Source organism: Faecalibacillus sp., from assembly GCF_047023275.1.
Lineage (GTDB): Bacteria > Bacillota_I > Bacilli_A > Erysipelotrichales > Coprobacillaceae > Faecalibacillus.
In genome coordinates, this window is sequence record NZ_JBKYAR010000022.1 from 24,091 (window position 1) to 43,789 (window position 19,699).

A 19,699-nucleotide genomic window follows, 5' to 3' on the forward strand; every position below is an offset into this window, starting at 1 on the left:
AATATTTTTTACATATTTTCTTTTAAAATTTGATGATCTTTTAGTAATTTTTCAATAACCGTTCCTTTAACAGCCTTTATTAAAGGATTTTTAAAAATATTGAATATACCTAGATTCATTTCTAATGGAGATTTTCCATCCATTAATTTTACTGAACTATCTAAAAGTTCACGAATATCATAAACACTGCCCCATACTTCTGGGACACCTCGATCAATATCTAATAAACCATAAACAGCTTCCATCGCTGTTCTTACCGAATATTCTGTAGTAAAAACAGTATCTCTTGGTGTATGTGCAAATTGTCCTAAAAAAGCAAAATTAACTGCATCTTTAACAATGACATCAGGTCGATCTTCTTTTCTTCTTGGCATAAAGAAGGCCGTAATATAAGGCATCATTGTTGGTATGCAAACTGCACTATTTGTTGCATAATCCTCAATTAATTCTTCAGGAACACCTATATGATACAACCATTCCATGGTAATTTCCTTACCTGTACAATCTTTCATTGGCTTTTTAACATAATCTCCTATCGTATCGGTAAATAAGCCATAGACCCAAATGCAGACTTTATCTTTATCTTGTTGTTTAAATTGACCTTGTCGATTAATGGTCCAACTTAAAAGCCATGATGAATCTTGACAACTGACGATACCACCTGTAACAACATGTCCGGTTTTAGGATCTCTTTGACAAATATTCGTAATATAAGGAATGATTTTATCGTCTAATGTTGTAATTGTTGCCGATTCCCAATTTGTTTTTTGAATATCACTACAAAATTTTTCAGGATTTCCAAATGATTTATCTTGTTTAGCAATATTTTTCCATAAATTCCAACATCCACTTGTACGTATTTTAGCATTTCCATTAGGAGCATGATTTTGATCTCCATAAATTGTCCCTTCTGTACAACTTCCATTAGTAATAAAAACTAAATCATTTTTACTAAGTACAATCTTTTTCTCTTTTCCTTTGACTTTACATTCGATAGCCTTAGCAATTTTTTTATCAGGTTTAATATCAAATAAAACCTTTGTTACCTCTACGTTAAATTGAAAATCAACACCATGTTTTTCAAGATACTTTTGCATTGGTAAAATAAGTGATTCATATTGATTATAACGAGTGAATTTCAAAGCACTAAAATCAGGTAATCCTGATATATGATGAATAAAACGTTGAAAATAAAGTTTCATTTCTAAAGCACTATGCCAATTTTCAAAGGCGAACATAGTACGCCAATACATCCAAAATGTCGAATTAAAAACTTCTTCATCAAAAACATCTTCAATCGTTTTATCATAAAGATCTTCATCTTTTGTCATAAAGAGTTTCATAATTTCTATGCACCCTTTTTGACTTAAATTAAATTGTCCATTGGTTTTAGCATCTTGTCCTCTATTAATAGTTGCACGACATAAAGAATAATTTGGATCTTCTTTATTGAGCCAATAAAACTCATCTAATACACTGGCATCTTTGATTTCTAAGGAAGGAATACTTCTAAATAAATCCCATAAACATTCAAAATGATTTTCCATTTCTCGACCACCACGCATGATATAACCTCTTGTTGGATCAAAAATACCATCACAGGCACCACCGGCAATATCCATTGCTTCTAAAATATGAATATTTTTTCCAGGCATTTGACCGTCTCTTACCAAGAAACAAGCTGCTGCCAAACTTGCTAGACCACTTCCTATTAAATACGCATTTTTATTTTCAACGCCTTCTGGTTTTTTAGCTCTAGCAAAAGCTTCATAATTTCCATTTGTATAATAAATTCCTTTCTCATTTTTATCATATTTTCCTAATTCCGTATTTCGATACGTATTTATCTTTTCATCTTTTTTATTATCCTTTCCTTTTTTAGCAACAAGCATTGCTGATGAAACAACTGCTGCTGTTGTCGCCACAAACGTTAAACTTTTATGATTCATAAACAATTCTACCTTTCTTTCTATGCTTCAATCATAGCATTCCCCTTTTTTAGATAAAATTTACAATAAAAAAGAAATGATATATTTTTTATCACTTCTTATTTTGTATAATACTATCAATTTCTTTCAAACATTCTTCTACTTGTTTTGAAGGATTTTTTTGATAAAGTAAACCATACGGCATTTTATAATTCCAATCTACAGGTAAAGTAATTAACGAAGGATGGATATTATCCCAAGCATCTAGTGTTAATAAAAGACATCCTTCTTCTTCACAACGATTAAATGTATCCATATCATAAAAATATCCAACATCTTCTAAAATAATTTGTGGATAAAACGTTTGCGTATCTTTTCTAAAATCATCAATATTTAAACAATCTCCACTGCTGACACATAAAAGTTTTTCATTATATAAATCCGTAATTGCTAGTTGCTTCTTTTTTGCAAGTGGATGACTTCTAGGAAGTGCTACACAAACATCATAAGTTCCTAATTGTTTACAAGAAGCAAAAGATAAAATTTGACTTGAGTTAAAGGCACCAATTAAAAAATCAAATTTTATTCCTAACGATTGATATACTTCCATGATTTTATCATGATCATCTTCATAAGGAACAACACGTAATTTATAATGTTGTGCCAAGGTTGGTATACTATGCCATAAGTCAATAAATTCTTTTGCTGGATTTAAAAATGAAGAACCAATACGAATAATAGAAGATGTTTTATCTTGAATTTTATTTAAAAAATTATCTGAATTCTTGATAAGTTTTTTAGCTTCTTCATAAACTTTTTCACCTTGCATTGTCAGTTTAATTCCTCGATGGGTACGATTCACTAATTTTATTTGTAGATGTTCTTCTAAAGCGTTTATTTGTTTCATGACACTTGCTGGTGTAATATACATCTTTTGTGCTGCTTTAGAAAAACTTCCAAATTCCACTACATAGACAAAGGTTTTTAAAAGAGGATTATACATGGTTTTTCTCCTTTCAGTATTTACTTTTAGTAAATACATTGTATCCTAGATGGTTATTCTAATCAATAGAGAATAATTTATAATTAATTTGAAAAGTCATAGAAAGGAAGGATTTCAATGAAAAAGAATTTAGGTTTTGGTTGGATGAGATTACCTCAGCTTTCAGAAGATCCAACAAATATTGATTTTGATCAAGTAAAACAAATGGTTGATACTTTTTTAGATGCTGGATTCAACTATTTTGACACAAGTTTTGTTTATCATAATGGACATAGCGAAAACGCTATAAAAAAATGTTTAGTTGAACGTCATCCTCGTGATCGTTATATGCTGGCTTCTAAACTTCCTGTTTTTTCTATTCAAAAGGAAGAAGAAGTTGTCCAAATTTTTAATCAACAATTAGAAAATTGTGGTGTTGAATACTTTGATTATTTCTTATTGCACAATATGAATATTCATCATTACAACAGTGTTGTTAAAAGTTGTAAAATGTTTGAACATATGCAAGAATGGAAAAAGGCAGGAAAAATTAAACATATCGCTATTTCTTTCCATGATAGTGCTGATGTTCTTGATTTAATTTTAAGCGAACATCCAGAAATTGAAGCTGTTCAAATTGCATTAAATTACTATGATTGGAATAGTACATTTATTCAAGCAAAAGCATGTTATGAAGTTATTAGAAAACATCAAAAACAAGTAATTATTATGGAACCTGTTAAAGGTGGTATGCTTGCCAACCCACCAAAAAACAGTGACATGTCAGCAGATGCTTCTCTTGCTTTACGTTTTTGTGGTGAATTAGAGGGTGTTCTTGCTATTTTATCAGGAATGTCTAATTTAACACAAGTCAAACAAAATATTGAAAGCATGAAAGACTTTCAACCTTTATCAAACGAAGAAAAAGAACTTATTGAAAAATTAACAGTTGCTTATAAACAAGGTGGCCCTTTAGGAGATATTGATTTTAATCAATATAAAGATATTAAACCTCATGGTATTTCTTTAGCTTCTCTTTTAGAAACATATAATAGTTGTATGATTCAACCTAATCCAGGATTTGCAGCAGAACTTAATTATTATTCAATTGAAAAAGCTAAAAATCATTTATTATTAAAAGATTCAAGTTTAGAAGTAGAAGATGAAAAATTAAATCAACTTGTAAAAGAAGCTGATGATTTTTTAGCAAATCATTCATTTGCAAATTATGATAGAAAATTAAAATAGAGTTCAATTCAATTTGAACTCTATTTTTCTTAATTGATTGCTTCTTTTCCTGTTTCCCCTGTACGAATACGAAGAGCACTTTTTAAATCATAGCTGATGATCTTACCATCTCCAGGATGTCCTGTATAAGCTGCTTTTTGAATAGCTTCAATTGTCTTCTTTTCCCAATTTTCATCACTTACAACAATTTCAAATTTAATTTTAGGAAGCATATTAATTTCAACTTCTTGTCCTCGAACAATTTCAAGATATCCTTTTTGTTTACCACAGCCCATCACCTGATAAATTGTAATTCCATGAACTTCAATTTCTGAAAGTGCTTCTTTAACATCTTCTAATTTTTCTTCACGTACAATCGCTTCTATTTTAATCACTTTCCATTCCTCCTAATCTAAACCATTAAATGATGGATAAGCTGTTTCATTGTGTTCAGATAAATCTAAACCTACTTGTTCATCACGTTTTTCAACTCTTAAAGGTATAAACAAACGAACAAGTCCAATACAAATAAGTGTTCCTACAACAGCTACAACAATCGTTACTAAAATACTGATGACTTGTACAATAAATTGGTGCGTATCACCAAAGAATAAGCCATTCCACTTAGCTACTGAATTAATAGAAGTTTGGGTAAACAAACCTGTCGCAAGTCCTCCCCAAACACCACCAATACCATGACAACCAAAAGCATCTAAAGCATCATCATAACCAAATTTTTGTTTAACTTTAGAAATCATAAAATAGCAAATTGGGCTTCCTACAAAACCAATGATCAATGAAGCCCAAACAGGTACAAAACCTGCTCCTGGCGTAATAGCAACAAGTCCTACAACAAGCCCTGTCACACACCCTACAAGTGTTGGCTTTTCAGCCATAAGAATATCCATAAGCATCCAAGAAAGCATACCAGATGCTGCAGAAATAGCTGTTGTCGCAAAAGCATGAATGGCAAGACCATCCGCTTTTAAAGCACTTCCGGCATTAAAGCCAAACCATCCAAATAAAAGTAAACTTGCACCTAAAACAACAAAAGGAATATTATGGATACGATAATTGGCTTTCCCATAATCCTTTCTCTTTCCTAAAACTAAACACAAAACAAGTGCGCTTACTCCTGAAGAAATATGAACAACATTTCCTCCAGCGAAATCAACAGAACCTATTTTAGCAAGAAATCCCCCAATTCCCCACACCATATGTGCCATTGGATAATAAACAAGCGTAGACCAAAAAATAATAAATAAAAATAAAGCTTTAAATTTCATTCTTCCAGCAACTGCCCCTGTAATTAAAGCTGGTGTAATGATTGCAAACATCATTTGAAACATTGCAAAACCTAAATCTGGTATTGTTGAAGCATATTTCCCAACTTTACCAGTAAGACCAACAAATCCTAAATGACTTAAATCACCAATAACACCGAAATGATCTGTCCCAAAAGCAAGTGAATAGCCAAATAAAATCCACATAACTGTTGCAATACCAATCACAAAAATAGATGTCATCATGGTATTGACAACATTTTTTCTTCGCACCATCCCACCATAGAAAAATGCAAGACCTGGTGTCATCAAGAGTACAAGTGCACTACAAATCATCATGAATCCTGTGTCCCCTGTATCAATCATGTCAATTCCCCCTTATATTCCATGAATTTGTTATACAGTATAAATGATTATTTATTATCACGCAAGTATTTTATTACTAAGATATATTTATATAAAGAAAAAGGGGCTGTAACGAATAAATAATTTAAAAAAACAGTTTCTATAACGCAAAAACGGGCATGAGCCCGTTTTTTTGGTATAATAGTTGTCGATGAAAACACTAGAATACATTGAGAATTATAACGCATATCAACCATATATGCTATTAAATTTTAATTTGTCTTTTGAAAAAGATATTGCTCATGATGATATTTGTAGAACTGTTATTGAAGTCGTTGAGGAGGTTAATATTGCTAAGTATGTCGACTTCACTAATAGAAATGCTCATGGCTATGACGGAGTTATGATGTTTAAACTCATCATGTTGGCTATGGCCGACAGTGGATATGTTTCTACCAGAAAGCTCAGTAAACTCTGTAAGACCGATATCCGATATATGTTTATCGCTCAAAATCAGAAGCCATCTCATCAGGCATTTCAAAGATTTATTCATGATGATCTAACTATGCCAATTGAGGATATCTTTTATGAAATCAATAAATACATAGAATCAAAGATTTTTATCAATACGGATGTTTTGTGTATTGATGGTACCAAATATGAAGCCAACGCCAATAAGAACACATTCGTTTGGCGTGCAAATACAATCAGGAATCGAACTAAAAGATGGAAAAAGGTAATACTCTGTCTAAAGAAAATCAATAAATATTTTACAGAACAGAATATTGCCTTGAACTATTCACTTCTTAAGGAACCAAGCATAGAATACATGCTTGCTGTTGCTGATGGAATTGAACGATATATGAAAGATTATAATATCGAATTTGTTCATGGAAAAGGAAAAAGAAAAAGCGACATACAAAGGTTATATGACGAGCTTAAGGAACACGCAATAAAGTTATGGGAATATGCCATTCATATGGAGCTTTTAGGAAGTCGAAACAGTTTTTCAAAGACTGATCCGGATGCAACATTCATGCACATGAAATATGACTATTATAATCACACAAACGTATTCAAGCCAGGATATAATGTTCAAATAGGAGTAAGTGATGGATATATAAGAAATATCTATATCAGCAGTGACGGAAATGATCTTAGAACATATATTCCATTCATGGAGAAGTATAAAAGTGCCTATGGGAGATTGCCAAAGAAAACACCGGCTGATGCAGGATACGGAAGCTATGACAACTACAGTTACTGTAAAGAAAACAATATCGAACTGTATATGAAATATTCAGGATATTATAAGTCACAGGAAAAAACAAATGAAAAAAATAAGTTTCATAAGAAGCACATGAAAAGAACAGAAGAAGGAAACTTCATATGTCCAGCCGGTCACGAGTTTGAACTTGAAAAAGTAACACAGGACAGCAGAAGTGAATATGAAAAAATAAATATGCATTTTAGATGTCACAAATGTAAAGGATGTCCAATGAAATCAAAATGTACAAAATCAAAAGAAGGAAGAACGATAGTACATAACTTTCAGCTGGAAGAGTATGAAAAAGAAGTTCAAAAAAATGTAAAAAGTGCAGATGGAATAAAACTGATGTTTCAAAGAAGCAATGAAACGGAAGGAACATTTGGAGATTGGAAAATGAACCAGAAGTATGACAAGATGCATCGAAGAGGAAATTCTGGTGTAAAAACAGAAATCATCATGGTAGCGATAGGACATAATATAAGAAAATATCATAAACAAAAGCAGATGGTAAGCACAGAAGAAAGCAACTAGCATAAAATTTTTTTTAAGAAAAGGGTTAGTTCTTTTTAAGTGCGTCAGCTTTTTGAAAAAAGTAATTCTCATTTTAAATAGAAACTGAAAATAAAAAAAGAAGAGCCGTAACTCTTCAATAAACAATAAAAACTATTTATTCGTTACAGCCCCTTCAATTTTAAATTTATTGATATTTCCAAGCATTTGATTGCATTTGCATATCAACCATATGTTTATAAATACCATCTTGTTGTTTTAGATCTTCTGGTTTACCTTGTTCAGCAACAACACCATCTTTTAAAACAACAATTTTATCAACGCCATCTACTGTTCTCATTCGATGTGCAATAATTAAAACTGTTTTATTTTCAATCAATTTAGAAATCGATTCTTGAATCAATGATTCATTATCTACATCTAATGAAGCTGTTGCTTCATCCATTAAAATAATTGGTGCATCTTTCAAGAAGGCTCTTGCAATTGAAATTCTTTGTCGTTGTCCTCCTGATAATTCTGAACCATTTTCACCAATCATCGTATTCCATTGATCAGGCATTTTTTCAACAAATTCATCACAGTGTGCTAATTTTGCTGCAGCAATTACTTCTTCATCAGTTGCATCCTTTTTACCAATACGAATATTTTCCATGACTGTATTATTAAATAATGTGACATCTTGGAAAACAATTGAATAAAGTTCTAACAATTTTTCAGGTTCAACTTTTGAAATATCCATTCCCCCAACAGTGATATTTCCTTGATTTGTGTCCCAAAAACGTGCAGCAAGTCGAGAAATGGTTGTTTTACCACCACCACTTGGTCCAATTAATGCTGTAACTTCTCCTTGTTTTGCAACAAATGATACATCAGATAACACTTTTTCTTTTTGATTATAAGAGAAAGCCACATGATCAAATACAATATCATAACCATCATTTGTAAGAGTATTAACACCTGTTTGTTCTTCATGTGATAAGATTTCATCCATACGTTTACAATTCGTATCAAGACTAATCATAGCAGATAAGTTTTGTAAAGAAATTTGTAAAGGTTCATACATACGTGTCACAACAAGTAAGAACATAAAGAATGTTAAAACTGTAATTTCACCCTTTACTAACAAGTAACTTCCTACAAGTGCAACTGTTCCCATTCCAAGTTTTAAAATCATTTGTGCACTACAAACAAATGCAGCATTGGTAAATTCCGCAAAGATAGCATGATTTTCAACGGCTTTGATTTTTTTATTAAGAGATTCCATATATGTATCACACATATTATTAGATCTTAAATCTCTTAATGTTTCTAGTCCTTCTTGAATACCATCTAAACAATTAATACGATATTCATTTGTTTTTTTATGTGTTTTTCGTAGTGCTTTTCTTGAGTAAAGAACAATTGCAAAAGCAATTGGCATGACCCAAATAGCAGCCAGTGCCATACGAAAATCAAAGAAAAGTAAACTAATAACAATAATTGTTGTTGAAATCATAGCTCCGATTAATTCAGGAATCCAATGAGAACTAGCTGTTTCTAAAAGAGCACAGTCAGACATAATTGTATTTGTAAGATCTGCTAAATCTTTTTTACCAAAATATGATAAAGGTAATTTTCTTAATTTTTCCGCAAGTGTACGACGTCTAACACCACTTTCAATATAAGTTGATAAAAAAGTAGCACGATATTGAAAGATTGTCGTTATAGCAATACAAATCAAGATCACAATAATCGCAATGATAAAGAAAGTAAATTTTTCTTTAGGTAATTGTTGATCTAATAAATAAGATGCTAATAAATAAAGTAATCCAACAGGAAGCATTAAAACAAGATTAGAAAGTGTCACTGCTACAAAAGCTCTTACCATATCTTGTGCTCCTTTAGAAGATAAAGCATATTTATGTTTTAATTTTTCTATCATTATTCTTCATCCCCCTTTTGTACTTTCCATTTCACAGATTGATTGTATTGATGCCACATATGTTCATAAACACCTTTTGTTTCTAATAAAGCTTCATGGTTTCCGCTTTCAACAACATGTCCATCTTTTAAAACATAAATACAATCAGCATCAGTAATTGTTGATAAACGATGGGCAATCATAATAACTGTTTTATTTTTAGAAAGTTTTTCAAAAGCTTTTTGAACAAGTACTTCATTATCAGGATCAGCAAAAGCAGTTGCTTCATCTAAAATAAGAATAGGTGCATTCTTTAAAAAAGCTCTAGCAATCGATAATCTTTGACTTTCTCCACCTGAAACATAAACTCCTTTTGAACCAATAATCGTATTGACTCCTTCAGGAAACTTATCAATAATATCTTGACATTGGGCATCTTTTAAAGCTTGGATAACTTCTTCATCGCTTGCTTCTGGTCTAGACATACGAATATTTTCTAAAATACTCATTTTAAGTAATCGACTATCTTGGAAAACATAGGATACTTGATTCATTAATTCTTTTTGATCAATGTCTTTGACATTAACATGACCTATTTTAATACTTCCTTCATTTACGTCCCAAAAACGAGAAATAAGAGAAGCCACTGTTGTTTTACCACCTCCGCTTGGTCCAACTAAAGCAATGTGTTCTCCTGCATTAATATGCATACTTAAGTTGTCAATCGCTTTAGTTGTAGCATCTTGATACGTAAAACTAATATTTTCTATATCAATAGAAGCATCACTTGGTACTTGTATTTGTTTACTTTCAGGTAAAGGTTGAACCTTCATAATAGAATCCATACGATTTAAAGCATCTTCTACAAGCATTTGTGATTCACCTGCATAAGCAACTTTCATTAAAGTTGTTGTTAAAATAGAGGTAATTAAAATATAGAAAAATAAATTTAAAATAAATTGATCAGTAATAGTATTTCCAGCAAATAAATAAGCTGCAATAATCAATGCTGCAAAAATACCATTGGCAAAAGTTGTAAAACAAACCATTGGTTTCATCATACTTTTTGTATAATCTAATGTCCATTTTTCATATTCATCAATGGCTTCTTTAAATCTTTTAAAAGAAAAAATTGTTTGTCCAAAAGTTTTAACAACCGGAACACCTCTTACATATTCAACAGCTTCCGATGACATTGTTTCCAAAGCATTTTGATATTGTTTCATATCTTCAGCCATCTTAGGACCCATCATTGCTGTAAACATTAAAACAAAAGCAATAATTGCTGGAATAAGACTCATTAAACCTAAACGCCAATCAAAGATTGCCATCATAATAAGTAAACCAATTGGCGTTGCTTTAGAAACAACTTTATCTGGCACATTATGTGCTAAAAAAGTTTCTGTTGCCGCACTAGATTCCATCACAATTTTTCTGATTTTTCCACTTCCTTGACTTTCAACATAGCCTAAAGGTAGCTTCATAATGTGTTCCATCATTTTTGTTCGCATTGTTGCTTGTACTCTAAAGGCTGCTTTATGTGAACACATTAAAGCTGCAATATAGAAGACCATTGCAAGCAAAGCAAATAAAACAGCATGCCATCCATAACTTTTAATATGGATTGCTTCATTGAAGTTAGGTCTTACTTCTAGTACCTCTTTGATGATACGCCACATATCATAAAAAGGAACTAAAGCAATAAAAGCACTAATGGCAGCTAAAATACATGAAGCATAAACGTAATACTTATGATTTCCTGCAAAATGCATTAACTTCGATAATGTACTTTCTTTCTTTTCTTTCTTTTCTTTCATAAAATCCCTCCTATTAGTTAGTTTTTGCTAACCTTTGATGTTAACTTTAGACAGGTCTCCCTGTCTATTTTTCATCAATCCCCATAACTGCTTTCCAGCCAGCAACATTAAATAACTTCGTGCTATTCATAAATGATTGAGCTTCTTCATAAGAACGATCATGTGCAACAAGTTCATACATCGTTTGCCATCCTGCTCGACAAAAAACATGAATAAAGAATCGATCAACTGTAAATTCCGCTTTCCCATATTTTTCAACAAGTTCTTGATAATAGGATTCTTCAATTTCTCCTAATTGATCTAAAAAATGTTCATATTTAGAACCTGTAGAACAACAAAAAATCAACTTAAAATCTGTAAAATGTTGATAAATATAGTCTAAAACAAAATCCGTTCCTTCTTCACCTTCATGATTAGCTTGATTGAGATTAGGACTATAGGTTGCTTTTTGAATACTTTCTAAATAAATATCCATCAATCCATCGGCTGTTTCTTTAACAATTGCAGAAAATAAACCTTCTTTATCTTTGAAGCGCGTATAAATTGAATTAGTACTAACGCCACTTTTAGCAGATATATTTCTTAAACTTGCATTTGTAAAACCTTTTTCTAAAAATTCTTCTGTTGCACTTTTTAATAGATTTTCTGTAACTCCCACTGTTTCTTGCCTCATGATTACCTCCATCATTAAATAACACTGTTATTATAACACTGTTATTTAATAAAAATCAATAAAAAATGCTCTAATGATTTTGGGGTCTCATTAGAGCATACTTAAGTTATTCAATTTTTAAAAGATTGATGTGTGAGTTAATCTTCTTTTTTTTAATTTGTTTGTACTGAATTTTCTTCTTCTAATTTTTGTTTTTCTAATAATTTAAAGAATGGATAATATAAAACCATATCTAAGATAATTAAACCAATAACCATAATAGCAGCTTTAAAATCCATACATCCAAGAGCAGCTCCAAGTGGTGCTGGTGTTGTCCAAGGTGTTTCAATAATTCCTTTTCCTACAATATGGAATGCCATTAATCCATAAGCAATAATTGAATTGATTACTGGTACAAAAATAAATGGAATCATCATTAATGGATTTAAAACCATTGGTAAACCAAAGATAATTGGTTCATTGATATTAAAGATTGCTGGTCCAATTGATAACTTTCCTAATGTCTTTAATTCTGCTGATTTAGATCTTAACAATAAGATACAAAGTCCCATTGTAGCTCCTCCACCACCAAGTGTAATAACATATGACCAGAATGGTTGAGTAAAATAATGTACGATTGGTTGTCCAGCAGAGAATGCTGTAATATTAGCAATCAAATACATTTGCATAAATGGTAAACGGATTGGTTGAGTAATACTTGCTCCATGTAATCCAAAGAACCAGAATGTTTGAGCAATCATTGTAATTAAACAAATACCAACTAATGAATCAAGCCCTGAAATTGCAGGTGCTAATACTGTCATAATCATACTTGGTAAAAGTTGTCCACTAATATTTTGAACAAATAATGAAAGACCATAGAAAATGATTACACAAATAAATAATGGTAAAATTGCATCAAATGAAGAACTGATTGCTGGTGGAACACCTTCTGGCATTTTAATACGAATATCTTTTTTAAACATAAAATGCATAATTTCCACACAACCTATAGAAACCAATATTGCTGTAAAGATACCTTTAGCATCCAAATAGGTCGTTGGTATGTAATTACCAGCTAAAGATAATAAATCTGTTGCACTTTTTCCATCAACAATTAGATTTGATGCTACTGCTGAAGTTGTTGGTGCTGATACAATTAAAAATACTGCAGTTGATACGATTGCTGAATTTAATTTAGGCATTTCGTATTCTCCTGCTAAATGATAAGCAATCGCAAATGCAATAAATAATCCCATTAATGCCATTGTCATATTATAAGGCAATTGCAACATTGCTTTATTGGCTTGTGCCCAATTATACCAACCATTTAACATATCAGTAATAAAACCCCAATTTGGAAGTGTTTCTGGTTTAAAAGGTGGTGTTGAAATAATTAAACATACCCCTCCTAAAATAGATAACGGAATTGCAACAACCATTCCATCACGAATAGCCGCTAAATGTCTTTGATTCCCTAATTTGTTTGCGACTGGTACAAGTGTACGATTTGCAAGTTCATTAAATTTTTCCATGAAATTCATGAAAGTTCCCTCCCTTCTTGCTACGATGTTATTATATAATCAAAATCCATCGAAATTCTTTTCATTTCCACAATAAAAAATACATTTCCAATTGCTTAAAAACTTTTCCAAATTGTGGAAATAAATTGTTTTATTTTTTTTATTTGCAGTTATTTTTTTATATTGACACTCCCTTTTTATTTTTTATAATGAAATTGTGTGTGAGTTATATCTTCTTATAAAATAGGAGGATATATTATGAAGTTAATCATTGAAGAAAATGAACAAAAAATGAGCGAAAGTGCAATGCACATTTTACTTGGAGCGATGATGCAAGATAAAAGAGTCAACATCTCTTTAACTGCTGGACGCTCTCCTATCAATCTTTATAAGATGATGGTTCCTTATGTTAAAGATCAAGAAAAATTTAAAGATATTCAATATTATCTTTTTGATGAAGCACCTTACCAAGATAAACCACATGGTCCAAACTGGGAAGAAATGCAAGAACTATTCTTTAAAGATGCAAATATTCCTGATGAAAGAATCCATACAACAACAATGGAAAATTGGGAAACTTATGATCAAGAAATCAGAGATGCTGGTGGTATTGATGTTATGTTAATTGGTCTTGGTTGGGATGGACATTTCTGTAGCAACTGCCCAAGATGTACTCCTATGGATAGTTATACTTATCCAATGGATCGTAAAACAAAAAATGCTGCTAACCCAACATATCCAGCAAGAGACCATTTACCTATCACTTTATCAATGGGACCAAAAAGTTTAATGAGAGTTAAACATCTTGTAATGATTGTTACTGGTAAAGAAAAAGCTCAAATTTTAAAACAAGTGTTAGATTCACCTATTTCAGATGAATTACCAGCAACTGTTTTAAAACTACATCCTAACTTCACTGTTATTTGTGATAAAGATGCAGCATCTTTATTAAATATGGATGATTACAAAAGATTATAAAATCTTTATAGAAAGCTTCGGCTTTCTTTTTTTATTTCCAATATTTGGAAATGATTTCTACCTTTTGGAAAACCAAAAGTAAATAAGCTGTTCATTTGTTATAATTTTTCTAACTTGGAGGACTACTTATGAAAAAAAATAAAATAAAAAATAATAAAAACAGAAACAATATGGATATTATCGAAACACGTGTTAGAAGATTTGTAGCTATGATTATCGATTGGTATCTTACCAACATGTTGGCCGTTATCCCTATTACATTTTATTTAAGAGGAAATGACTACTTGAAACCTTATATGTTTGATTTGACACACTATGATTTTTCTATAGGTCTTGCTTTAGGCCTTTATGGCATTTTGATTGGAATTATTTACTATATATTTATTCCAACATATTTTTTTAAAGGACAAACACTTGGTAAAAAGATATGTAAGATCAAAATCGTTAAAGAAAATAATGAATCAATCAATTTAAAAGATATGATGTTAAGAGAACTTCTTGGAGCATCATTACTTGAAGGAGGAATGATTATCATCCCAACTTATCTTAGAAAAATGCTTCCATTATTTAAACTTTCAATGATTGTTGACCCTTTAAAATATGTTGCTTATGCTTTAACTATTGGTTCTATTATTTATGCATACTTTCAACCAAATACACAATCATTCCATGATAAAATAGCTAGAACTGTTGTAATAAAACAATAAATTGTTTCTCATTATTTGATATGGTATAATGCTGTCGAATATACACAAAGGAGATTCGCCATGTTTAATTTAATTATTATACTTTTATCAACACTTAATGATGAAGCGAAAGGTTCAAATAATTATAAAATAGCTAAATTTATGATAGAAAACATGCGTGATTTGGAAGATTACTCCTTAACTGACTTAGCGCAAGCTTGTTACGTGTCTAATTCGAGTATTTCTCGTTTTTGTCGTGATATTGGATTAAAAAATTTTAGTGAATTAAAAAATCAAATTGCAAAGTTTTCTGTTGAATCAGCTAATTTAAAAAGAAAATTTGACTATGAAGAAAGTGATTCTTCAATGTTTAATTCTTATGTTAAAAATGTTATTTCTAATTTAAATTACTTTTTAGAAAACAATATTGAAAAACAAATAGATACACTTGTTCAAGAAATTCGTTCTTATCAAAAAGTGGCTGCTTTTGGCTATATGCAATCTGAAAGTATTGCCTGTAATTTGCAGTTTGATCTACAAACAAGTGGAAAACTCATCTTTTCTTGTTTTAATACCAAAGATCAAGCTGACTATATCGCTGATGCTGATGAAAATAATCTTATTATTATTTTTTCAGAATCAGGAACCTATTTTGATCGTATTTTTCCAAGAGCTAAACCATTTAAAAGTAATAAACGAAAACCAAAAATATGTATGATTACTTCTGATCAGTCAATAGAATATCCATTTATCGATTTTTACATTCGTTATAATAGTAAAGGCGGTTATGCAAGTCATCCTTATCCTTTACAACTTATTTCTGATTTAATTTGTATTAAATATTCTCAACTTTTATTAAATAAATAAACAGGTTCACTACACATCAGTGAACCTGTTTATTTTTATATCGTAGGATTTAAAACTTTTTCAAGAAAGAAATTCCCATCTTCATAATCAACAATCATCGCCGTAGCATTATTAGGAAATTTAAAAGGTTGTTGAGGTAATAATGATTTGATAAATCCATATAATGAACATCCATGTCCTACAATTAAAATAGTTTCATTATCATGACAAACATCAATAATTTCTTGAAGAGCTTCATGATGTTTTAAAATAACATCATGAATATCTTCTCCTTCATAAGATCTATAATCCATATCCATGTCTTCTAACCAGTTTGGTGATTCAATATTGAGTTTTCTTACAAGCTCAGTAGATATTCCTTCAAGTATTCCAAAATTAACTTCTTTAAAACGTTCTTCATAAGTTGGTTCAACTTCTTTTTTACTTAGAATAATATTAGCCGTTTGTACTGCTCTCCCTAATGGAGATGTGTAGGCCTTATCTATTTGGTATTGTTCTAACTGCTTTGTAATACTTTCAACTTGTCTGATTCCTACTTTTGACAAAGGAGAATCACACCAACCCTGTGTCAGATTGATTTCATTGAAATGTGTCTTTCCGTGTCTTACAAATATAAATCTCATTATAACTTACCTTTAAAACTAAAACGTAAATGATGTTTTTCTTTATCTAATAAGAATTCATCATGTGTCTTAGCACCCCATGTATTATCACCGGCAACACCCATTTGTTTTTCATTGATACATAAAACGGTTTGATAAACATTTGGAAGTTCATCTTTGTGTCGTGCATTTTCTAATTCATAAGGTGTATAGTGTAAAGCTGTGAATTCAAAATCTTCACCTTTGATTTTTAATTTTGTATTATCACCTGCAACCGACAATTCTCTTACGTGTGTTCTATTACCACATTCTTGTGGATAAAGATAAGATGTCAAATTATCTGTTACTTGATAAGTATATTTTCCAAGAAGTGCTCCTTTGTTTCGATCAATGTAATTTTCTTCTGGACCAAATCCATAATAATTTACTTCTTCCATATCTTTATATAATTGGAAGATAAGTCCAAATACAGGCATTTCAATTTCAGAAACAACCGGTTGATAAGACATATCAACAATGATTTCACCATCACCATAGACTTCATAAACTAAATGAACTTTTTCATCTTGTAGATTTGGCAAATCATAAGCATATTCAATCTTGCAAGAACAGTCACCTTTTGAAACACCAACAAACTCACATTTTGCATATAGACTTGCAGTTAACCATTTGCCATAGCGATAACCATATTTGTTTTCAACATCATTGTTTGTAGATGCTCTAAAGAAATTGGGTCTGACTGGTACTCTGATGTATTCTTGTTGATGGTATTTATAAGATACCAAACCTTTTTGTTTTGAGAAAATCACATTAAAATCTTTTCCAACAACACCTACATTTAAGTAGTCTTCAACGATATCTACGTGTTTTGTTGTATGAATGTTATGTGTTTTATTTTTAACTTCATAGATATATTGTTGCTTAGCATAGATTTCATGGTTCTTTTTCAAATAAACTGTTACTGCACATTCTTGGTCTTGATCATTTACTTTAAATGGATTTTCAACAATAATTGATGACAATGGTTGACAATCTACTGTCATTGTTTTACTTTGAACAACGTTTCCATTACATAACAAATCCATTTGTAATTGATATTCATTTAAATCAGTAAATAAATAATTATTGCTGATATGAATATCATTTTCATTAATTTTAAAATCTATATATTGATAACAGTATTTGACTTCTTGCATCTTTGGTGTATTTGTACGGTCTGCAAAAACAATACCATTTCCACAAAAATCATAATCACTTGGTCTTTCACCAAAATCACCACCATAACATAACTTACCATCATGATATAATGCTTGATCGATGTAATCCCAGATGAATCCACCTTGATACAATGGATATTTCTTTTCTAAATCAATATATTTGAATAATGCTCCATTACTGTTTCCCATAGAATGCGCATATTCGCATAGGATAAATGGTTTATCTTGATGCTCTTTTAAATATTTTTCAACATCAACTGCAAAAGTGTACATTTGACTTTCAATATCACTTGTTTCATTGTAACGACGATCATGTGAAAGTCCTTCATAATGAATCAAACGAGAAGTATCTTTTTGTTTGATAAACTTAGACATTTCATAAAGATTTTTACCACCATAAGATTCATTTCCTAAAGACCAGATAATAATCGAAGGATGGTTTTTATCTCTTTCATACATAGAATTAGCACGGTCTAAGATAATATCTAACCATTCAGGTTTATCATCAGGTAAGATATGCGCTTTATCAAAAAGTTCACTCCAAGTTCCATGTGTTTCAAGATTGACTTCATCAATCACATAAAGACCATATTCATCGCATAAATCATAAACAAATGTTTGATTTGGATAATGACACGTACGCAATGCATTGATATTATTGGCTTTCATATTCAAGATATCTTTTTTAGTATCTTCATAGGAAACTGTTCTTCCTGTCTTGGCTGAAAATTCATGACGGTTGACACCGTGGAAAACAATTCTCTTTCCATTGATACACATGATACCATCAATAAGTTTAAATTCTCTGACACCTACATTATGTTGACTGCATTCAATCAAACCATTTTCATCCATGATTTCTACATACAATTGATAAAGATTTGGTTTTTCTGCTGACCATAAATGAGGATTATCTAATTCAAAACTAATTGGACTGAAACAATCATTTCTTTCTTCTTGTCCAATGACTTCACCTTTATATTTTAAAGTATAGACTGCCTTAAATTTAGTATCTTTTTTTACAATCATTGGCGTTACTTCAACAGTAGCATGATCATACTTTTCATTTAAATGTGTCAAAATTTTGATATCTTTTAAATGAACATGTGGAACCATTTGTAATTCGACATCTCTAAAGATACCTGAAAAACGCCAGAAATCTTGATCTTCTAACCAACTTCCACTGCTGAAACGATAAACATTGACAGCAATCTTATTTTCTCCATTAACAATCAAATCAGTAATATTAAAACTTGAAGGTGTAAAACTATCTTCACTGTAGCCAACAAATGTTCCATTGACCCATAAAGCCATGGCAGATTCAACACCATGGAAAGTAATATAAGTATCAACATTATCTTTGATTACTGAGCTATCAAAATAAGTAACATAACTTCCAATTGGATTTTTATCAGGAATTTCTCCAGGAATGATTTGTTGTGTCCCTGACCAAGGATAGATTTGATTGACATACATTGGTTTTCCATAACCTTGTAATTGAATATGTCCTGGTACTTTGATTTCATCCCAATTATCTACACAATAATCTTTATCAGAAAATTCCGGTATTAATTGATTAAATCCTGTCGCATAATGAAACTTCCAGTTAACATTTAATGAATAATTGAAACTGCTTTGTTTTTTGTGTAATTCTTTGGTGCTTGCATATCTATGAATCGATGCTGTTGCACTTAAACGATTGATATTAAAAATCTTAGGATCTTTGACCCATTCATTTTTCATTTCCATTCTTCTTTCCTCCTAAACCTATCATAAATGAACCTTAAAAAAATAGAAATGGAACAAAGTATAATATAGGGTAAAAAAGTATAAATATTATTTTTTTATTATATTTTTATATTTTTTTATTATAAAATTACTTAATTAACCATCTGACACATGTGCATAGTAT

At 30.7% G+C, this 19,699-nt stretch carries 15 protein-coding genes; 5 read left to right on the plus strand and 10 right to left on the minus strand.

Annotation, left to right across the window (positions count from 1 at the left end; translation table 11 throughout):
* Window positions 1–8: 8 nt before the first annotated feature.
* Window positions 9–1,949 (minus strand): oleate hydratase, encoded by a 1,941-nt coding sequence (locus ACLVEP_RS08735; RefSeq protein WP_412584262.1) that lies wholly within the window; start codon window positions 1,947–1,949, stop codon window positions 9–11.
* 91 nt (window positions 1,950–2,040) lie between these two features.
* The gene (locus tag ACLVEP_RS08740) at window positions 2,041–2,931 is read right to left on the minus strand and encodes a LysR family transcriptional regulator (protein ID WP_412584264.1); all 891 of its coding nucleotides are present in this window, start codon (window positions 2,929–2,931) and stop codon (window positions 2,041–2,043) included.
* A 117-nt stretch (window positions 2,932–3,048) separates the two neighbouring features.
* Between ACLVEP_RS08740 and ACLVEP_RS08745 the strand changes: the two genes are divergently transcribed.
* Entirely contained in the window at window positions 3,049–4,158 is a 1,110-nt protein-coding gene (locus tag ACLVEP_RS08745; RefSeq protein WP_412584265.1) for an aldo/keto reductase, read from the plus strand.
* Between the two features lie 29 nt (window positions 4,159–4,187).
* Here the strand turns inward: ACLVEP_RS08745 and ACLVEP_RS08750 are convergent, their stop codons facing one another.
* Together ACLVEP_RS08750 and ACLVEP_RS08755 are read right to left on the minus strand one after the other, a co-directional pair.
* Entirely contained in the window at window positions 4,188–4,532 is a 345-nt protein-coding gene (locus tag ACLVEP_RS08750; RefSeq protein WP_318000830.1) for a P-II family nitrogen regulator, read from the minus strand.
* A gap of 12 nt (window positions 4,533–4,544) precedes the next feature.
* Window positions 4,545–5,786 carry an ammonium transporter gene (locus ACLVEP_RS08755; protein WP_412584267.1) on the minus strand — a complete coding sequence of 414 codons (1,242 nt, stop codon included), beginning with the start codon at window positions 5,784–5,786 and terminating at the stop codon, window positions 4,545–4,547.
* Between the two features lie 190 nt (window positions 5,787–5,976).
* Here ACLVEP_RS08755 and ACLVEP_RS08760 point away from each other — a divergent pair, with 190 nt between their 5' ends.
* Window positions 5,977–7,566, plus strand: coding sequence for an IS1182 family transposase (locus ACLVEP_RS08760; protein WP_412582448.1), 1,590 nt, complete (start codon window positions 5,977–5,979; stop codon window positions 7,564–7,566).
* A gap of 166 nt (window positions 7,567–7,732) precedes the next feature.
* On the opposite strand, the gene ACLVEP_RS08765 is transcribed toward ACLVEP_RS08760, so the two are convergent.
* From ACLVEP_RS08765 to ACLVEP_RS08780, 4 genes are all read right to left on the minus strand, one after another.
* A complete protein-coding gene (locus tag ACLVEP_RS08765; protein WP_412584268.1) occupies window positions 7,733–9,466 on the minus strand; it encodes an ABC transporter ATP-binding protein in 1,734 nt (577 codons plus the stop codon).
* Window positions 9,466–11,262 (minus strand): ABC transporter ATP-binding protein, encoded by a 1,797-nt coding sequence (locus ACLVEP_RS08770; RefSeq protein ID WP_412584270.1) that lies wholly within the window; start codon window positions 11,260–11,262, stop codon window positions 9,466–9,468. Before ACLVEP_RS08770 ends, ACLVEP_RS08765 begins: the two co-directional genes overlap by 1 nt.
* Before the next feature lie 64 nt (window positions 11,263–11,326).
* Window positions 11,327–11,935 carry a TetR/AcrR family transcriptional regulator gene (locus ACLVEP_RS08775; RefSeq protein ID WP_412584273.1) on the minus strand — a complete coding sequence of 203 codons (609 nt, stop codon included), beginning with the start codon at window positions 11,933–11,935 and terminating at the stop codon, window positions 11,327–11,329.
* A 152-nt stretch (window positions 11,936–12,087) separates the two neighbouring features.
* Window positions 12,088–13,458: a PTS sugar transporter subunit IIC gene (locus ACLVEP_RS08780; RefSeq protein WP_412584275.1), complete on the minus strand. Its 1,371-nt coding sequence runs from the start codon at window positions 13,456–13,458 to the stop codon at window positions 12,088–12,090.
* A gap of 237 nt (window positions 13,459–13,695) precedes the next feature.
* On the opposite strand from ACLVEP_RS08780, the gene ACLVEP_RS08785 reads away from it, so the two are divergent.
* From ACLVEP_RS08785 to ACLVEP_RS08795, 3 genes are all read left to right on the plus strand, one after another.
* Window positions 13,696–14,415 (plus strand): 6-phosphogluconolactonase, encoded by a 720-nt coding sequence (locus ACLVEP_RS08785; protein WP_032091554.1) that lies wholly within the window; start codon window positions 13,696–13,698, stop codon window positions 14,413–14,415.
* Window positions 14,416–14,543: 128 nt separating this feature from the next.
* Window positions 14,544–15,122, plus strand: a complete 579-nt coding sequence (locus ACLVEP_RS08790) for an RDD family protein (RefSeq protein WP_412584277.1) — start codon at window positions 14,544–14,546, stop codon at window positions 15,120–15,122.
* A 60-nt stretch (window positions 15,123–15,182) separates the two neighbouring features.
* Window positions 15,183–15,968 (plus strand): hypothetical protein, encoded by a 786-nt coding sequence (locus tag ACLVEP_RS08795; protein ID WP_320096973.1) that lies wholly within the window; start codon window positions 15,183–15,185, stop codon window positions 15,966–15,968.
* A 35-nt stretch (window positions 15,969–16,003) separates the two neighbouring features.
* On the opposite strand, the gene ACLVEP_RS08800 is transcribed toward ACLVEP_RS08795, so the two are convergent.
* Together ACLVEP_RS08800 and ACLVEP_RS08805 are read right to left on the minus strand one after the other, a co-directional pair.
* Window positions 16,004–16,591, minus strand: a complete 588-nt coding sequence (locus tag ACLVEP_RS08800) for a histidine phosphatase family protein (RefSeq protein WP_412584280.1) — start codon at window positions 16,589–16,591, stop codon at window positions 16,004–16,006.
* Complete coding sequence (locus ACLVEP_RS08805) at window positions 16,591–19,536, minus strand: glycoside hydrolase family 2 TIM barrel-domain containing protein (RefSeq protein WP_412584282.1); 2,946 nt, start codon at window positions 19,534–19,536, stop codon at window positions 16,591–16,593. The genes ACLVEP_RS08800 and ACLVEP_RS08805 overlap by 1 nt, the downstream gene beginning before the upstream one ends.
* Between the last annotated feature and the right edge of the window lie 163 nt (window positions 19,537–19,699).